We start from the raw sequence: 18,957 nt of genomic DNA on the forward strand, positions 1-18,957 counted from the left end.
TAGCCACCTCCTTACGATGATGTGAGTTGATCCACTTTCTGCTCCATGGAGGGTTCTGATTGAATCAGCTTCTGATAGAGATCCAAATCATCTTTTCCTTGCTTGCGCAGCGCAGCAACATAATAAGCTGCAACATCTCGATCCGCATCCACGCTAAAGTCTTCTTTTATTCCACTTTGCAGAATTTCTGCAGCTTGGTCATATTGGTGTTTATCAAACTCTACTTTCCCTGCTGCCAGACGCGCAACATTCGAAAGCGCGAATTCTTTAGATGGGATGACGGTATCCGGCAGATCATTCATGACTTCGTCGAGCTGCTTCATCTTATCGTAGTAATGAAGAATCTGCTGTTCAAGCTCCTCTTTTTTCGTTGATTGTTGCGACTGTTGCAATGATTCCCAATCGGACTGTAGATCCTTTATGGTCTGATCGAAATAACTTACGGTAAAAGGACGTTGTTCAATGGCTTGTTCCATAATGCCCAGCGCTTGATCCCGGTGACCCAAAGCTACCTGTGTCACATAATTCATTTCGGCGACGCTTCGATAACGTGGCTCATATTTTTGCAGTAAGGTCGCATAACGCGTTGCAAGATCCAAGTACTGTTTATCTTGCGTCTGTTCATAGGCTTTGTAGTTCCAGGAAGCTAACTGGATCAATATAATCGGATGCTTTTTATCGATTGCATGGGCTTGACGAAGCTCTCCATCAATAACTTGGAAGTTTGCCTGCGAATTACTCGCTTCTTTCATTGCCTGATGAAAGTGCTGATTAACGGAAAGCTTGATTATACTCACGATTAACAATACAACTGCTAGCATACCGAGCACTGCAGCTCCTGTATAGCGAATGCTCTTCAGCTTTTGTTTCGTCCAGCTTCCCAGCTCTTGTCTTTGTACTCCAGCCATGATACCCAAGGAGAGAAAGACAAGCCCCCCATAAAGCGTATAGCTCATCTCAAAATCAATGGAAGCATGCAGTAGGATCGTAACGGGTGTTACGAAGTAAAATACATACCGGTTTCTTTGCCCTTCATCCGCTCGACGGTAATAACGGACAAAGCTTACTATAACAGCTATGAAAAGTGCGAGATGCAGCAGGATACCAACCGTACCTACCTCAATAAGATATCGTACGAGAAAGCTATGTGTCTGGTTGCTTGTATACGAGTAGGATTGATATTGTTCATACAAGGCATCCCAAGCGCCGCCCCCTCCTCCGATAATCGGATGGATTCTCCATATCTTAAGAGCGTCCTTATACATAGTTAACCGTTCGTACACACTGTGGGTATTCCAGTTAATATCTTCGACGCGAGTTCGAATCACTGCAGGCAGAAACCTCGTGATCCAATCCGAAGCGATCGCAAGTGCCCCCAAAACAAATACGGCGATTAATCCCAACGGAACAATCAATCCTCTTGAGGCTGGTACCGAACCGAGCTTAGCGTCGAGCTTAGGTTCCAGGTACTTCTGAATGACGTAGGTCACACCGCACATAATCAAGGAGACACCGATCAGTAGTCCCCATACTGCGAGCGATTCGGAGTTGAACAATGATACCGTCGTCGGCTGCTGCTTCTGATCCAGCGCTTGCCCAATCAGCTTCACGATTTCAATACCCCGATCCGCCAACTTCGTATAGATGAGCAGGGAAAGCCCCATCCCAATGACGGAATAAAGAATGATCATCAACTGCTGCTTCAATCGAAACATCAGAAGAGCTACGATCGCAATCACAGGAAGGATAACGATGGCTCCCCGAGAAAGCGTCAGGAGGAAGGAGACAAGAATAGGAACCAGCATAAAACCGTAAGCTGCTTGAACTGCAATATGTTTTGACCGTTGGATCTCAACAAGTGTAATCACCCAGAGAATCAGCAGCAGTACGGCATAAGCATTCGCATACTGAAAAATGGAACTGATCCGTACGCCGTCTTGTGCAGACAAAGAGTCTAGAAGATAAACGTTGCCAAACAGATTTAGAAAGCCGTAAAAAACGATGAGATAACCGAACGCTAGAAATACTCGCGGCAACTGATTGATGATACGAGGAAAATCCGTTAAATAAGCTCCCGCCGCAAAAAAGACAAACAACATACAACTGGTAAGCACGCCATAACCGGACAAATAGCGTGATACACCTTGAAAGGAGCTGATTAGATAGATTAGGGGTAGTGCAATAGCTGCCGCCACATATAGCATTCGAAATTCCAGCGTAAATTGCTTGCTTAGAAAGCGGCATGCTACCCATACTGCTGCAAAGGCGATCACAATTACGGTCATCAATATAGGCTGTTCAAATTGCATTTGGCTAATTTGAAAAATACCGTTTCCTGCAAATGTTCCCTGATTGAACAAAGCAATCAACAAAAACATGCCGATCCAAGCCCAAGCGAACCATTCCATAGCCGATACGGCTTCTTTCCGATTCTTCAACGCGGACACTCCTCATCAGTAAGCCCCGGTACCTCGAAGGACAACCGGTATAGTCTTGAACAGGATCTTCATTTCCAATCCAAAGCTCCATCTTTCGATGTAATAGATATCCAAATCCACCCACTGTTCAAAGTCCAAATCGCTTCGTCCGCTGACTTGCCACAATCCAGTCATGCCTGGAAGCACGTCCATCCTTCTCCAGTGGTGATTCGTGTATTGCGCTACTTCGCCTGGAAGTGGCGGGCGCGGTCCGATTAGACTCATATCGCCCCTTAGCACATTTAGCAATTGAGGCAACTCATCCAACGAATATTTCCTCAGGAATCGGCCCACTCTCGTTACTCTTGGGTCGCTCTTTATTTTAAAGACCGGACCTTCCATATCATTCGTACCATGAAGCCGATGCTGCATCAGATGAGCATCAGTCACCATTGATCTGAATTTATACATGTAGAAAGGCAGTCCATTTTTTCCGATTCGAACTTGTTTGTATAGCACGCCTCCTGGGGAATCTATTCGGATGGCAATTGCGATGACTAAAAAGAGGGGCGAGCAAAACAATAAAGCGAGTATAGCGATCATTCGATCCATGATTCTTTTGATGAGAAGATTAAGGCCTCTTAATGGCGTCTTTACTACTTCAATATAGGGAAAGTCTACATCCTGGTGATATTCGAACACAGTACCAATTCGATCATACATTTCAGGAATAATGCGAATATCGACATGATATTTGTATATCGTATGAAGCAGCTCCTGCATTCTTTCCCTTGCAGACGGAATCGTAATGTAGAGGACTTCGATTCGTTCTTTCTCGATGACGCGTTCTAATTCCGAAACGTTCCCGATGACACCTTCTTTTTTTCGATCATCATCTAAGAAACCGATCACTTCGTACCCCGCACGGTTTTCCTCGCTTAAAAAGTCTCTTAATTGAATCCCCACCTTACCAGCCCCAATGATGAGGACCCTTCGAACAAAGACTCCTTTCTCCTTCAACCTGGCCATGAACCATTTTCTTATGTAACGATAAAACGCAGCTTCAACCGCAAATGACAAAGCAAAAGAAACAAGCAGGATCCGTGACAGCATGAATGTGTTTTTAAACAAATAAGAAACGCCAACGGCAATAAGGAAGCTTAGACATACCGCTTTCATGATTTGAACATACTCTTCAGATAGACTCTGGTCTTTATCCCATTTATAAAAATGTTTCTGGTACGTAAGAAGAAAGTAAATGAAGAAAAAGAGCGCTAAAAATAACGTATAGTTTTGCAACACCGGGATCCGACCGATCTCGCCGTTCTCAAATTCCGGCCATACGCGAATGGCGAACAATAAAATAAACGTCAGCATGTAAGTCACCAATTCGGCAACCAAAATTCCTACATGCAGAAGTTGTCTCCGTTGTTGAGAATATTGCCTTTGAATAGCAACACGCTCCGTATAATTGTTCGTTCGTCCTCCGGTAGAGGAATGACCTACATGTAGATTCGGCATTTCGATTCCCCATTGCATTTTCCGACTCATCATTCCCAATTATAACACAATACTACCCAGGATTGACGACAAATCGCCACTTCGTCTGGATGTCGAAGTGGCGATTGTTGTCATTTTTGAAATTTAACTGTTAATAGAATTGGGATCTGCCCAGTTGGTGAACGGATTCCAAGTGATGCTTTTCGAAGCCAATTGTTTTGTCTTGCCATCAATGGTCTCATAGATAGACAACATGTAGTTTGAGCCTACCATTGTAGAACCAAGATCTTTGGTAATCAAATCAGTGTTAAATCCTTGTTTCCAATTATGAGTGGCTTGTGGATTCTCAATCTCAATTTCTTCAGAGATAATTGATTTCCCGGTGCCAATATCCTCAATCTTGACCGTTATTTTTCGTGGCGAGAAGACATCCACCGAATAGTCACGTTCGATATCTACATTAATTCCGAACTTAATTTCATTGACATCCAGATGGGTGATCAGCGAGCTAAAGTTGAGGGTGTATGGACCCACTTTTAGGTTTTGGAACTGATTGTTCGTCGGAACTTCGCTAGGAATTTGAAACGTTGCAGCATTAACATATCCCAGCAGACCTTCTTCCGTGGCTGCAAAACCTTTTTCCGTTACACCTTCTCCGATGATTAACTGCATATCTTTTGTATCCGTATTTTTGGGAAGATCTGCATAGAGGACAATTTGCTCCTTGTGACCCGGGGTGACGCTTCCCTTTGCTTTGATAAGCTTAGCTGACCGGTACACGCCGTCACTTGTTTTAAAGTAGCCCGTCCACGCATTCAGCTCGGCATTTCTCTGCTGCGCATTGGTAACATTCACATAGGCGGCTACAAAGTCGGAACTGGTTCCCGTGTAGGTTCGAATAGAATCGATGGAAATGGCAACCTCTCTCCCGTTATCCTTCGATTCATAGGTTTGGCCAACTGCAATCGTCGGGAGTTTAAACGCATTCCCCTTTTGATTAAAAGACAAAAGAGTTACTTCTTCCGACTCGTCTTTTTGACCCAACGAGATGTTTATATCATTTAGCGTATAATTGTAAGGAATCGTTCCGTATAAATAGACAATGGCTTGCGCTCCAGGGGCTAGTCCTACATCTGCCGTATTTTGAACTTCTTTGGCATCCACGTTGACATTGTTATCTAATACAAACTTGCCTAAGTATGTGGGCAAAGGAAGATAAGAATTGCCTTTATTCCGGATGACGACCTGTGCCACTACATTGTCGGATGAAAGCCATGGAAGTCTCTGCAAGCTTGTCAATTCGGCATCGTACGTACCAAAATCATTAGAGTAGGATGCTTTTGTGTTCACCGTCGTATTTTCTACGACCTGCTTATTAGGGATGACATAAGACCCTACCGGTATGGTGATTTTATCCCCGTCCTTCGAGGACACGCTCTGCGTGACGACCAATCGGAAATTGGTTGTGTTCGATAAAGCAGGAAGATCTGCTGACAAGGCAACTTCTTTGAGAACTCCTGGTTCCAGCATAAAGTTTTCAAGCTTGGTTGTTGGAGTCAGCTTGTACATGTTCCCTTCGGCTGACTGTATGTAATAATCATAAGCCGGAAGCGGAATCGTTACTTTGGATACATTGCGCAGCATAAACTTCACTTTTGCCTTATAACCGCTTAAGGTCTTGTTGAGACTCAGCGATTCAGGTCGGGTATTTACAAAGGAGTTGCTAATCGGAATGGCTTTAAACCCGCCGCTTTTAATGGTCCCCGTAAACACTTGAGGGAAACTGAACTTCGCCAAGCTCTTCTCAAAGCCAGGTACGCTAAAGTCAAACTTGATCATTTGCAGGTTCAAATTGCTTAGCGTCTCCTTGCTGCCTACCTGAGCATAGAAGGTGTAAGTTTGAGAAGTCTTCGAAGCAATCTTGGATTTCTTTTTGTCCGTATCAAGCAGTGTAAGGGTATACTGTGCACCAGAGTTTGAACGTAGACGCGCCCAGTAATCAATAAATTGTACGTCTTTTGAGCCATTGTTGTTGAAACTAATCGTGAAACTAGCCACATTGCCATTTTCATTCGGGATCAGATTGCTATCGATTAGTTTAACCGATAATTGGTTGCCGATACTGATCTCCTTATACGGAGAAGCTATTGCTGTACTTGCAGCTACCACAGAAGGCGTTGCTGCTGGCAATAAAGGCAAAATCGCACTGGAACCTAAAGCAATTCCTGCTGTGAGCAGAAATGTTTTCCTTAGCTTTCGCTTCATTCTGTCATTCACTCCATTTCATTATCGCCTAACTACTATACGTATGCAGAAGGTAAAAAGTTTTGGAGAAATACAAATAAAAAGAACCCGAGGGCCGAAGCCCATCGGGTTCTTTCGTTAGAAGCGAATTACTTCAGCTTCTTGATTACAATCGTCTTCGCAACCAGCTTACCAGCAACTTGGAAGTCGCTGTGAGCAGCTACGTAGATGTTGTAATCAGATGCATCCTTATACTTGTAGTCGTCGATGTCGTACAAGGATCCAAGCGTTACACTGTTGTCCGTACCTTGGATATAGACTACGGAGTCTGTACCCGTAACGATGTACTCGCTAGATCCAGCACCACCAACAACAACAAGCTTGTTGCTAGCCAGAGCCGTATTTACTTTATCGATGTAGTCATAAGCTGGCGCAAAAGTTGCAGTCGTATATGCGTCAGTACCACCGGAAAGCGTTACAAGCTCATGCAGATCCTTATTGTGCGTTTTAACGGAGTCATATACTGCTTGCGTTACATTGTAGCTAGTAGCTGTTCCGTTAACATTCAGCACTACAGAGTATACAGTGCCGGATGCAGAAGTCGTAACATATGCATCATTGTAGGTGCCAAACGCAGCCTTCAGGTTGTCGCTGGTAGCAGACTTCGTGATGAATACGTATTGTGCATATGCACCAGATGCATATACAGCAACTTCAGCTTTGTTAGCCAGCTTCGTCAAGTCAGACTTGCTGACTTTACGATCAGCTTTGTTAGCATCAGCTACACTTACGGTTTTCGTAGCGTCAAAGACAAGCGTGTTTGCATTGATGTAGTACGTGGAGCCGCCTGCTTTGAAGGAGGTGTCCGACTTATCGGATACTTCGCTAGCCGTAGAAAGTGCAACAGCTGTTTTAATACCAGTCACATTGCCAGAAGCATCAGTATTCCAAGCGATTACAGCTTTGTTCTCGTCTGCATTTGCAGCAGCTTGAGAAGCATAAGTTTCATCAGGCAGGTTCACCGATACCACTTTGTCATCCTTCAAGGAGTAGTACGTTACAACATCCTTGAAAGTATTCGTTACGATGCCATTCTCTACGATTTGTGCATGATCCTTGATGGTAAGGATAACGCCAGCATTGCCAGCGGAGCTCGGCAGAACTTGTTCTGCAGCAGCAACTTCCTTATTCGCATTCAGGAACAGCTTGTAGGTAGCACCTTGATCCAGAGCCAATGCGTTAACTTCTTTGTATTCTACGCCGTTAACCGTGTAGAATTTGGAATCCAAGGCAGTGCGAACTGCGTCGATCTTGCCTTCAACAACGTTACGCGTAGCATTGATAACCGTTGCTACTTTGTCCGTGTTGAATGCAACATTCAGGATATCGTTCTTCGCCAGATCAGCGAAGGTCTTCGTTTCGCCGTTGATCGTGATGACCGTTGCGTCCGTCAGTTCAACTGCACCGCGAGACGTGATGACTTTTGCTTTAGCGGAAGACGTAGCAGCAACAGTGGACTCGAGCTTGACGTTTTGGTAGTTGAAAGTGTTCGCAACTACAGACAGAACGACTTGCTTAGAAGTCTTGTCGCCGTAAGCGTTGGTCGTAACGATGTTCGTCAGATAGACCGTCACGTCGGAATCTTTAGCAAGCGAGTAAACAGCATTCGTGTTGGAGAAGAGTTGCGTTTCAGCAGTCAGGTTGAACTTGACAACGTCAGATCCAACTTTAACTTCCAGACCGCCGTCAACAGGATAAGCAACCTTGGATACGCTAGCGTTCAGCTTACCCGTTACGGTGTTTTCCTTAGCGATCAGGTCGCTCACAGCCAGAACCTTCGCGTCGTTCGTTTTCAGAACGAGTACGCGGTGGCCGAGCAGGTCAGCCAGCTTAGCGCCGCCCGTTACGATGAAGTTGGTAGCCGTAACTTGACGCGTGCCGTTCAGTTCGATCTTGCCTTGAGCATCGAGGTTCGTAGCCGTTACTACAGCCCACTCCGTCGTGCCCAGCTTGGAGATCAGGTATTGCGGGTTGTTGTTCGGATCGAATTGGTTAACGAAAGCAGTCTTTTGCGGATCCCATGCAACGAGTTGCTTCAGCAGACCGTTGTTCACGATTTGCGAAACGACGCCACGGGAAGCCAGCGTACCTTGAGCGATGTCGACTTTGCTGAACAGACCGATATCGTCAGCTTTGACGACAACGTTGTACGGCCAGTTGCCGGACAGGTGTGCGTCTTGGTAGCCGATAGCGCGCAGGATGATTGCCGTTACTTCTTCGAACTTGATGTTGTCGTTCGGACGGAACTTGGTAGCTTTACCGTTCTTGTCCTTGTCGCCGAGGATGTAGCCTTTCGTCTCAGCAACGTTGATGTAGCCCGTGTACCATTCATTGACTTTAACGTCAGTGAATTTGGACTTAACGTTTTTCAGAGCTTCGGCAGTTTTGCCGTTGCCAGTCGTCTCAACGACGATCTTCGCCAGTTCAGCGCGGGTAATCTTGTTATCCGGCTTGAACGTGCCGTCGGTGTAGCCGTTGATGATGCCCAGAGCTACAAGCTCTTCAATAGCGGATTGATTCTTGTTGCCCGCAACGTCGGTAGGCGCTGCAGCGAAAGCGGAGACCGCGTAGGACATTACTACGGCGATCGCCAGCACGAGGCTGACCAATCTTTTCTTCATAACCTTTTGTTCTCCTCCTCGAAAAGGCTTCTCTGAGTTTACTTGTCTGGAAAAATGGTAGCTCGGTTCTCTCATAGCCATTTCACCCCCTCTCCGGAGTTGAGCATTGTTTATTGTTGATGTCTGCAATCATGGCCTATGTAAGTAGAAACATGTCGCAGAAACTCGTAAACTAGGTGATGAAACAGAAAATAGGCAGGGTAAATTATGCCACTTTCTTCATTATACATGGGCACAACCTTAGCGTAAAGTAGATTTTCTAGAAGGGAACGCTAGGTTCTAGTGCCGAAGTCCCTGTCGATTGGAGACACATGTAATTAAACGTTGGGGACTCCGAAAAGTTGCGGTCATTCGAAAAAACATTCGAAAAAACATTCAAGATTACATAAACGGAATCGCGTTATTTCAAACAAAACGCATATATGTAAGCATTTGAGCTTCTCTAGTATACCTTCATGCCGAATTTCCGTCATTGCCAAAGTTTTTCCTGCGGATAGAAGTTCATCCAGCGATTGGCCCCCGCCGGCGAAAAGCCCGCCGCCGAAGGCGTTTGCCTTTGGCGGCGGGCTTCTTGTTACGCTCGATTGGAACGAAATCAGCTCAGATTGGCCGGGAAGATTTTCGTGCTTTTCTTCAGCAGCTCGACCGCGATTTTGCCGGCTTCCGCCCGGGTCAGATTGCTGGTCGGATTAAAGTTGAAGGATTGCTTCTTTTGCCCCGGCACCGTAACCGGCGAGCCGGACATGATCTTCTGCTGCACCACGGCGCTGATGGAAGGACGCGCATAGTAGGAGATCTTGCCCGAGTCGAGGAACGACTTGGCAAGCGCCGCTTCCAGCTTGGCGTCGTTGGTCGCCAGCTTCAGCTTCATCGCGCGGGCGATCATGACCGCCGCGTCTTGGCGGGTCAGCTTGGCGCTCGGCCCGAAATAGCCTTCGCTCAAGCCCTGCACGATCCCTGCGCGGGCCGCCGTTTCGATGTGCGCGTAGTCGTAGGTCGTCGTGCTAAGCTCCGGAACGACGTCGACGAACGTTTTCTTGCCGTCGTAGCGCAGCGGCAGGTTGAGCCCTTTGACGAGCAGCGTCGCGAACTCGCCGCGCGTCACTTGGTCGTCCGAGCCGAACTGATCGTACTGCAGGTTGTTCATAATGCCCTTAGAATACAGGGCGTTCAAGATGTTGCGCGCCCACGGATGATTCGTGATGTCCGAGAAACCTTGGCGCAGCTTCATGACTTTGTAGTAACCGAATTCGTCGAACGGCACGGTAATCGTGTGCTTCTTGGTGTCGACCACGCCACCGATGTTTTCCCATCTGCCGTTGTCCGCGTAGCGGAAGACGGTGATCGTAGAGCCGATCTCGTCCACGACGTTCGAGTCGAACGTCAGCGTAAGCGAGCCGCGGTTGGACGGCACGACTTTGCGCTCGATCGGATACTGCGTGAAATTCTCTTCATATACGTTGGAGTAAGGCGGCACGCCGTTCGTGGACGGCTGATAACCGGTTTCTCCCTTGTTATACAATTCGCCGCGACCGCCGCTAATCCAGAATACTTGGGAGATCCGCGTAAAGTTGTCCGTGTTCGCCGTGCTGCCGAACAGACTCTCCAGGCGCGTCGGAATGCCGATTAGCGAATGTCCGTAATCGTCTTTTTTCTGTACGATGCCGTTGTTCGGATCCGCTACGCCGAACAGCAACTGCGTGTCCTTATAGAACTTAACGACGCTGTTCGTATTCTGTACAGCCGATTTCAGCAATGTCCCTTTCGGGAAAGACAATTCAAGCGATTTGTTAAAGATGGAATGCTTCGTCTTGATCGGTTCCATGTATTGCGAATCGATCTGGACGGAACTGGAGTAGTACACGTTCACCGTTTCGTTGATCGTGTTGCCCGGGCGTACGATTTGGATCTTGATGGCCGTCGACTTGTCGGCTTTGAGGCCGATATAGTCGTATACGAACCGGTCCGGCACGTCCGTGCGCTTCGTAGCCGGTTTCTTGTCGATCAGGATGGACGTCGCGCCCTCCGCCTCGATGTCGAAATGCACGAAGTTTTTGTTGACGATGATCTGATCGCCGACGGTCGGAACCGGAGCGAGGATCAGGTAGGAGTTTGCTTCGCGAGCGATCTCCAGTCGTTGCTTGGTACGTGCACCCGTGCTGTTGATCAACTCCAAGTTATAAACCTGTGTACCCGTCGCGGCAAAGTCGATATCGCGAATCCTCAGCATGAAGTCGTTCTGGTTACCAGCAAAGTCATACCGAATGTCGCTTGATACTTGGTCGATCTTATTTTCCTCTGTAGTAGGAATACCCATCGTAAAGATCAGCGTCGTACCGTTATAGATATTCAAAGTCTGCGCGCCGCTGCCTCGCATGGTAAGATCAAGCTTCTTCTCGTTCGTGACGTACTGGCTGTTGTCTTTCGGAACAAAACCCGTCAGATCGAAGATATTGCTGATCTGAGCTTCCGAATACGAACTCAGCAGAGGGAAGCTAAATGCCTGACGGACGGAGCCCGACGTCGGGATATGCGCCGGTTGGAACTTCAGGATATTCGATACATTATCATCGATGATATAGATCTGCATTTCCTTGCGGATTTCGCGCGTCGTACCGCTGCCATCGTCATAAGTGCCGACAAACACGATTTGGTTCGCCCCATAGACGAGAGGTCCTGCTGCATCAATGGGGAGATCCAGTTCAAAGTTGTGATTCGGGTTCGATGTTGCCGTCAGATTCGCGAAGAAGTTCGCCGTCGGCGTCTGGCCGTTGACAAAATACTGGGCCGATTTGATCGACTCGAATCCGACATACTGACCCGTAATCTTGAGCGTAGGCGCGGATGTCGTACGGGAGTTGTAATGATAAACGCCGCCATCCGTCAAATTTGATACATAAATGTAATTCTTGGACACGTAAGAGATGTTGGCATTGAAGGTAGCCACGTTAGTGCCGCTGTATTGGAACTTCACGGATTGCTGCCCGCTCTTGAATCCGGATACGAGATACACGCGCTGATTAGCCGCAAGACCCGTAACGCCGGTTGGCACCGTCAAATTAAGAGCCGAACCGAGCGGCAAGTACGATCCCGAGAACGTGGCCGTGCCTGGATCCTTGTCCGTTTCCACGAGAATGTAGAAGTCCGCCTTCTCTACTTGCGCTCCATTCAGATCGACCTTGGAAGCGGTGGTCACGTCGCCTGGCGTGAAGCCTGGCAAGTAATACATCTTGTTAATATTGACAGCGCCGGCCAAATAATTGAACTTGCCCTGGAATGCCGCGCCGAAATCACTGTAATTAATTTCAAGCGAAACGTTCTGATCGCCGCTCGTAAAGGCGATGGAAGGCGTCGTAAACGATTGAAGAAGATAAGCCGGCGTCGCGCCGTCCGATCCGTATACGACCTCTTCTAACGTATTAGAAGGAACGGGCGTTGCCGCTCCCGAATTCAGCTTGTATGTCGCTTCATTTTTAAAGATATGACCGGATTTGTAAGGGACTAGAACTTGCACTTCAAGCGTGCCTGAAGCTACGCTATCCGTTAATGTCGGCGTAGAATTGAGCAACGAATACTTCGTGCCGTTGTTGTTCAGATCCACGATCGTAAACGGTTTGTTCTCGTCGTAATAGTAAACAGAACGATTGACTACGATCGAGTCCGAAGCGTTCTTGATCGTGACTTTCAAGGCGTTCAAGCCAGCGTTCAGACGCAGCGACGGGCTGAAGAACGTGCCATCCTCTAACAGCGAGGTCGTCACCTCCGTGCCGCCGTTCACGCTGATCGTTACTTTGGTGGCATTTTGAACTTTACCATCCAAGCTGATCGCCTGATTTTTGACGACGACTTTGGTGCCTTCGTTCAACAGCGTAACGTCATTCCCGGATGTGACCTTCAAATTTTCCACGAACGGAACCTTGTCATAGAGCACGTAAAACGTATCGGAGCGCTCCATGTTGCCCTGCAGCCCCGTAAAGGTAATGCGGTTGAAGCCTGAGAAGAGCGACAAATTGCTTGCCGTGAAGCGATTGGAAGCATTCGTATCGGCATCTACCGCACTCGTCGTATAGCTGGTTGCATCTGGCTCCCATTTTTTTCGGATATCGCTGTAGTTTAATTTTTCAACCTTAACGGACATCGTATCTTTTGCGACATAGGAGAACGTACCCTTAATCGTAAGCTGTCCGTTTGTCGTCAAATAAACGTTGCTTCTGGAAATAATGGACCCCAAAGGGTTGTCATCTAATGACTTCGTTGCCGTCTGACGAATTTCGTTGATATCCGGAATAAAATAGCTGGCCGCAGATGGTGCGGCTTGTGCCTGCCGCGAAGCTCCGAGCGGAACCAGCGTAACGACGAGCGCGGCGACCATCAGCCAAACGAGCGTGCGCTTGATGCGTTGCATGCAATCAATCTCTCCTTTGTTCGATGCTTTCGGTGACGAAGCGATATACCTCTATGTATCGGCATGCGCGCCCCGGCAGTTTAGGCCAACCGAACAAAAAGAAAAACCCGGGAGCGGAGTCCCGGGCGAATTACCGTATCTAGAATACTTATTTGGAGCGCGAGTCTGCCTGCGTCTTCAGCCGGAACAGCAGATTGAGCAACGGCCGCCGGGTCTTGTCCACGATCCCGATCAGCTCGGCGCCGATCTGGAGCAGGAAGACAAGAACGCAGATGACGATAAACGTAATCCAGTTGCCGGAGCCGGACTTCGAGATGACCGACTGGACGACGGCGCAGGCGCCGAAAAAGCCGGCGATGCCGTAGATGATGAGCACCGTCTTGCGGTGACTGAAGCCGAGCTGCTGCAGGCAATGATGCAGGTGGCCTTTGTCCGGCTCGAAGATCGGCTTCTTCTGCACCCAGCGGCGGATGATCGCGAAAAACGTGTCCGAGAGCGGCACCCCGATGAGCAGCAGCGGCGTCACGAACGATACGACCGTGATCTGCTTGAAGCCGAGCATCGAGAGCATCGCCAGCGCGAAGCCCAGGAACAGCGATCCGGTGTCGCCCATGAAGATCTTTGCCGGATGGAAGTTGAAGAATAGGAAGCCGATGATCGCGCCAAGTAGAATGGCGGAGATCATGACGACGGTGCCTTGGCCCATCAGCGCGGCCATCACGAGGATGGAACTGATGGCGATGCCGGAAACGCCGGCCGCCAGGCCATCCAGGCCGTCGATCAAATTAATCGCGTTGGTCACGCCGACGATCCAGAAGATCGTGAGCGGGATGCCGATCCAGTCGGCGAGCGATTGCATCGCGGAACCGAAAGGAATGTTTACAAGGTCGATCTGTACGTCGAAGCCGAAGACGACGACGCATGCCGCTCCGATCTGAGCGAGCAGCTTCAGCTTGGCGGAAAGCTGGAACTTGTCGTCCAGCGCGCCGAGCAGTACGATCAGGGTCCCGCCGGTAAGCAGGCCGCCGATCAGCCGTTCGTCATGCGAGCTGAGCCAGCCGTCCGGAAGCCAGGGAAGCAGGAAGAGAATGCAAGCCGTAAAGGCGGCATAAATGGCCAGACCTCCGAGCCGGGGCATGATACGCGTATGCACTTTGCGGTGGTTCGGCACGTCGACCGCGCCGATCCGATGCGCGAACTTCTTCACGAGCGGCGTCAGCACGAGCGCAAGGGCAAGCGATATTGCAAATCCGGTAATCCCGATCGTAACCATCCAGCCTGTCGGCATCTCTAACTCTCCTTTGCGTATGCACCGGAATGAATTATACGCTCCGGCGCAAGATTCAACAAGGCAATTTTCACGCCGATTTCCGCCAAAAAATCGCGTTTTCACGCATTTTCAACGGGAATTTGGGAACGTTCATCTCGTTTTCAGAACGTTTTCGCCGTCTTTGACCACTTTAAGCGCATATCGAGGCAATACCAGCATTCTCCGGAAACGCCACGGCTCCCGGATCAACCGATAGAACCACTCCAGCCGAAGCTTGCGGAACAGGAGCGGCGCGCGCTTGACCTTGCCGGCGATGACGTCGAAGCTGCCGCCGACGCCCATCATGACGGGCACGTCAAGCGCTTCGGCGTGCTTTGCGAGCCACGGCTCCTGGCGGGACATGGAGCGCGCCACGAACAGCAGGTCCGGCTTTGCCGCCCGAATGGCGGCGACGACGCCTTCGTCGTCATCGTCGGTAAAATACCCGTTGCGCGTGCCGACAAATCGGATGCCGGGATACGCGGCTTTCAGCTTGGCATGCGCTTCATCGACGATTTCCTGCGAGGCGCCGAGCAGATAAACGCCCCAGCCGCGGCCGTCGCCCACGCGGAGCAGCTCGTGCAGCAGGTCAAAGCCTGCGACGCGCTCGGCGACCGGCTGCTTCACGCGCTGCGCGGTCCAGACGACGCCGGTGCCGTCCGGCACGACGAGGTCGGCGGTGCTGAGCGCCCGGTAAAAGCCCGGATCCTGCAGGCCGATCATGATCATCTCGGGGTTGCCGGTGATGACGCGTTGCGGCCGGCGCTCCTCGATCGCGCGGATCAGATAAGCGACCGTCTCCTGCATATTCATCTTGGAAAACGGGATGCCGTAAATCGGTACGGTCGGATAGTCGCGTCTAGCGGCTTGAGCGGATGTAGTCGTCATGATCGATCACCTTCGGTTGGCAAGCAGTAGTCTAGAATCCGCTCCGCGGGCCGCATCGCTTCTTCCTTCAGCTTGCGGATGGCGCCGTACGTCTGAATGCGCCATGCCCCCGGATCCTCTAGTAAATGGACGGCGCGCTCGGCGAAAAGTTGCGGGTTTAGCGCGTCCGTCGTGCCGATCGCCCGATCGCCGAGCCGCTGCAGGAACTGGTCGATCTTCGGATCGTAGGACAGCCCCATCAGCGGCACCTCGCGGTTCGCGGCGTAGATCAGCGAATGCAGCCGCATCCCGATCAGCAGATCGCAGCCGTCGACCTCGCGCAGCATTTCCTGCGGCGCCTCGTGCGTCGGCGCCAGCTCGGCGGCGGCCTCGCCGCCAAGCCGTTCCATCACGTACCGCGAAGCGTCTTCGTCGGCCCCGTGATGAAACGGCAGCATCCGCAGCCGCACGCCGCTCCGCCGCTGCGCCATCGCCTTCAGCGCTTCGGCCACGCGGTCCAGGTCCGCGTGGTCTTCGCGCCAGAAGCGCACGGACACGCCGACGACCGCCGGCGCGGACTCGCGCGCGCCCCCCTCGCCCGCGGTCGCCGCCGCAGGCGACGGCTCCCGGGCCGAGCCCTGCCCTGCCGCGCCGGCGCCCGGCAGCGGCAAACCCATGACCGGGTCCGCGACGACGTCGACCCGGTCCCGATCGACGCCGAACCGGGCGAGCAGCTCGGCCGATTCGGCGTCCCGCACGGACACGTACTTCGCCTTGCGGAAAGCGCGGGCGATGAACGGGCGAAACATCCCGCGGTTCACGGGACCGATCCCCTGCGCGTACACGAAGGTCGGCTTGCCCGCCCAACGGGCCAGCTCCAGCATCCCGAGATAATACGGGATCGAGCCGAGCCCCGTCGCATCCTGCAGCAGGCTGCCCCCGCCGCTGATGAGGCCGTCGCTCTCGCGCAGCGCGGCGCGCACGTCGCCGAGCTTCATGCGGGGCACCGCCCGCACGCCGTATTGGCGCTCGGTCCAGGCGGGATCGCCGGAGAGCACGACGGGCTCGATGCCGACGCCCCGCCGCCGCCCGGCCTGCTCCAGCGCCGTGAGTATGCTCAACAGCACGGCTTCGTCTCCGCTGTTGCGGAAGCCGTAGTAGCCCGACAAGGCAAGCCGCAATTTGCCGGCTGCGTTGATTTTCCCCTTCATTATGCCACGCACCGCCCAGTCTTACCTTAAATCAACCTTAAACCCGGTTGAAATAAGGAAATTCTAATCGTTCCCTTACGCGCGGATCTTGGCCCCGCCGCGGGATTGATGCCAGATGTTCTCCAGAACTTGCCACACTCCGATCGCGACCAGGCCGATCACGAAGCCGATGCCGAGCCCGAGCGCGTCGCGCGTCGCCGACAGGATCGAGGGCGTATGGATGTGCGCGAACGTATCGACCATCGATAGCTGCCCGATGGTGGCCGCCGCAATGAGCAGAAGCGGCCATTTCGGATAGCGCAGCGCGAGGAACAGGCCGAGCAGCATCAGCGGATGCCCGAGGACGAACTCCTTGAACCGCGGGCGGACGTGGAACGTCGTCTCCAGAATCGAGCGAAGCTGCAGCTCGATGCCCGTCGCTTGCCCGCTGTTGCCGGTCCGGGACAGATAGTACATCCCGGCCGCACCGAGCACGGCCGCCGCGACGACCCACAGCACGGTGATCGGCAGGCTTAGAATGCGCTTCGTGTTGACCCATACGCTGGCGCCCGGTCCGTAGAGGAACACGTAGACGGCAACGAGCGCGATCGGCGCCAGGTGCAGGAGGCTCACGCCTCGGAACTGCTGAAGCACGAGCATGTACGTAATATCGTTCAGCAGGGCGACGACGAACGGGATCGCCGCCACCGACAGCACGGCTGTTCTTACATATAAAATCGTGGCGCTGCCGAGACGTGCGCCGGCCGAGCGGCGGAAGCTTTCGGGCTGATTTCTCCGCGCCCGCAGCAGCCGCACCAGCGTCACGACCGAGGCCGTCGGCGCGGCGATCGCGACGCATAGCGCCAGCGCCTGCGTCAGCAGCGAAGACTGGAGCACCCAGATGCCCGCCCCTCCGATAAAGCCGAGGATCGCGACCGGCGTCAGCAGCGCCGGCAGGAACAGCCCGACCGTGAGCGCGATGAGCGAAACGGCGCCGATAATCGCGAGCGCGCGCATCACTTTTTCGGCAGGCGCGTGATGGACGTTGAAGGCGTGGGCTTCGCCGACGACGAAGCCAAAGTCCTTCAGGCGGCCGATCGTGCCGTCTTCCGACGTGTCCTCGTCGCCCTCGAGCGTCTTCACGATCGTCTCGAATGGATGCGTCACCTGTAGCCGGATCGCGTCCTTCACCTGGATGGCGTTCAGGTAGATCATCCGAATGTTGCGGTCTTTCACGGCCAGCACGAAGCGGTCCGTCAGGACGGGCACCTTCGCCTGCGACATTTCCATTTCCGAGACCGAATGGACGCGAACGACGTTGTAATTCAGCTCTTTGGCCAGCGTGCCGAGACCCTTCTGCGGCACTTTCAGGTTCTCGATGGCGGTGATGCCGATGCCCCGCTCCTTCAGTTGGCGGGCGAAGTCGTCCAGGCTGCCTTCCTCGTCCTGATCGTTGAAGCCCGGCACCGCTTCTCCGTCGAAGATGACGCGCGTCACGCCGAACGACTGGAACGAATCGAGCCAAGCGCCCATGCGGGCCGAGTCATACGGCAGCACGCGATCGGACAGGCGGGGCACCACGAGGAAGCCCGCGTCGCGGATCGCCTTCATTTCAAGCGGATTCGGCTCCATCGGACGGATATACGCATCGTCCGGGGACATGTCGATCCTTAGGCCGGGTCGGCCTTGCGCGGACCAACTGCTTGTCCCCACCTGCAGCTGCTTAAATGCCGCTTCGATGATCGGGCGCAGCACCGCTTCGTGCTCGGGGCGGTTGAACAGCACGTAGGTGCGGTTGTCCCCGGGCTCGCTCAGCTTGCCTTCGAGCAAAGCCGCTTGACCGGCATTGTAGACGGTAATGTCTCCTGCCCAGGACAGCTCTTCGAGACTGCTCTCGAACACGGCCATCGCATTGACGCCCGCTTCTTTCAGATTGTCCATCTGCGTCTGCACGAACGCTGCCGGATCCGGTTGCGAGGTGGACACTTGCAGGATATCTTTGTAGTCCATGACGATCTCGACCTTGTCGGCCGAATTTTCCGTCTGAACGCGCGCATACATGACCGGCAACGAGCCGATCACGCCCAAAAGTACGACCCACCATAGCCACTTCGCCAATCTCCGGTTCCACTGTTCAAGCCACTGGGGCACAACCGTCACTCCTTTTTCCTGCTGATCGATGCTTATGTAGGCAATTATTTCTATTATGAAAACGTAGACGCGGAATCATCCGCAAAAGTTCAAAATTCGACCTGGCTCCGGTCCAATCTTTATTTCCCGCGCAATGAACCGACAGCGACCGACAAACGGCGGGCGGACGAAACCGACTTCGCGCCCCATCCCC

The 18,957-nt window shown here is 52.0% G+C and carries 9 protein-coding genes; all 9 read right to left on the reverse strand.

Annotation, left to right across the window (positions count from 1 at the left end; genetic code table 11):
* Positions 1–11: 11 nt before the first annotated feature.
* The 9 genes from LKX83_RS13615 to LKX83_RS13655 all read right to left on the reverse strand — a co-directional run bounded on the left by LKX83_RS13615 (position 12) and on the right by LKX83_RS13655 (position 18,764).
* On the reverse strand, positions 12–2,438 hold the full coding sequence (locus tag LKX83_RS13615; protein WP_227882815.1) for an O-antigen ligase family protein: 2,427 nt from the start codon (positions 2,436–2,438) through the stop codon (positions 12–14).
* 15 nt (positions 2,439–2,453) lie between these two features.
* Positions 2,454–3,956, reverse strand: coding sequence for a sugar transferase (locus LKX83_RS13620; protein WP_227882816.1), 1,503 nt, complete (start codon positions 3,954–3,956; stop codon positions 2,454–2,456).
* Positions 3,957–4,061: 105 nt separating this feature from the next.
* Positions 4,062–6,182, reverse strand: a complete 2,121-nt coding sequence (locus LKX83_RS13625) for a hypothetical protein (protein ID WP_227882817.1) — start codon at positions 6,180–6,182, stop codon at positions 4,062–4,064.
* Positions 6,183–6,310: 128 nt separating this feature from the next.
* Entirely contained in the window at positions 6,311–8,842 is a 2,532-nt protein-coding gene (locus LKX83_RS13630; protein WP_227882818.1) for an S-layer homology domain-containing protein, read from the reverse strand.
* A gap of 595 nt (positions 8,843–9,437) precedes the next feature.
* On the reverse strand, positions 9,438–13,247 hold the full coding sequence (locus LKX83_RS13635) for an S-layer homology domain-containing protein (protein WP_227882819.1): 3,810 nt from the start codon (positions 13,245–13,247) through the stop codon (positions 9,438–9,440).
* Positions 13,248–13,395: 148 nt separating this feature from the next.
* Entirely contained in the window at positions 13,396–14,520 is a 1,125-nt protein-coding gene (locus tag LKX83_RS13640) for a glycosyltransferase family 4 protein (RefSeq protein WP_227882840.1), read from the reverse strand.
* A gap of 147 nt (positions 14,521–14,667) precedes the next feature.
* The gene (locus LKX83_RS13645) at positions 14,668–15,444 is read right to left on the reverse strand and encodes a WecB/TagA/CpsF family glycosyltransferase (RefSeq protein WP_227882820.1); all 777 of its coding nucleotides are present in this window, start codon (positions 15,442–15,444) and stop codon (positions 14,668–14,670) included.
* Positions 15,441–16,634: a polysaccharide pyruvyl transferase CsaB gene (gene csaB / locus LKX83_RS13650; protein ID WP_227882821.1), complete on the reverse strand. Its 1,194-nt coding sequence runs from the start codon at positions 16,632–16,634 to the stop codon at positions 15,441–15,443. The genes LKX83_RS13645 and csaB overlap by 4 nt, the downstream gene beginning before the upstream one ends.
* Before the next feature lie 75 nt (positions 16,635–16,709).
* Entirely contained in the window at positions 16,710–18,764 is a 2,055-nt protein-coding gene (locus LKX83_RS13655) for a DUF5693 family protein (protein ID WP_227882822.1), read from the reverse strand.
* Between the last annotated feature and the right edge of the window lie 193 nt (positions 18,765–18,957).

The organism is Cohnella baijiui, assembly GCF_020731285.1.
In the GTDB taxonomy this organism is placed as follows: domain Bacteria; phylum Bacillota; class Bacilli; order Paenibacillales; family Paenibacillaceae; genus Cohnella.